Consider the following 274-nt stretch of genomic DNA (forward strand, 5'->3'; position numbering starts at 1 on the left):
GCGCATCATTCTGGAACACTACCAGGCCGATGATCCGCTGAAGAAGAAGATCGCCAGCGTTTTCCTGGAGTCGTTTTTGTTCTATTCCGGCTTCTGGCTGCCGATGTACTGGTCGAGCCGTGGCAAGCTATAGACCGATGCATCCAGAATACGGCTGTTAGCCGTCATCTGATTAAGAATGGCTTCTATCTGAGTCCGGTTATTTTCACTGTTGTCCATCAACGGCTTAAGGCTGAACGCCACCTGGCTGGTCAGCGTATGCGCCAGCTCCTCG

2 protein-coding genes are annotated in these 274 nt (G+C 52.6%); one reads left to right on the plus strand and one right to left on the minus strand.

Features of this window, described 5'->3' with window-relative positions; all coding sequences use genetic code 11:
• Window positions 1–10: 10 nt before the first annotated feature.
• Window positions 11–133, plus strand: a complete 123-nt coding sequence (locus tag SB756_RS29960) for a ribonucleotide-diphosphate reductase subunit beta (protein WP_410913222.1) — start codon at window positions 11–13, stop codon at window positions 131–133.
• Here SB756_RS29960 and SB756_RS29965 read toward each other — a convergent pair.
• Window positions 82–274, minus strand: a 193-nt coding sequence (locus SB756_RS29965) for an AhpA/YtjB family protein (protein ID WP_410913220.1), incomplete at its 5' end; no start/stop codon positions are given. The genes SB756_RS29960 and SB756_RS29965 overlap by 52 nt on opposite strands.

This window comes from Pseudomonas sp. SIMBA_068 (assembly GCF_046534705.1).
Lineage (GTDB): Bacteria > Pseudomonadota > Gammaproteobacteria > Pseudomonadales > Pseudomonadaceae > Aquipseudomonas > Aquipseudomonas putida.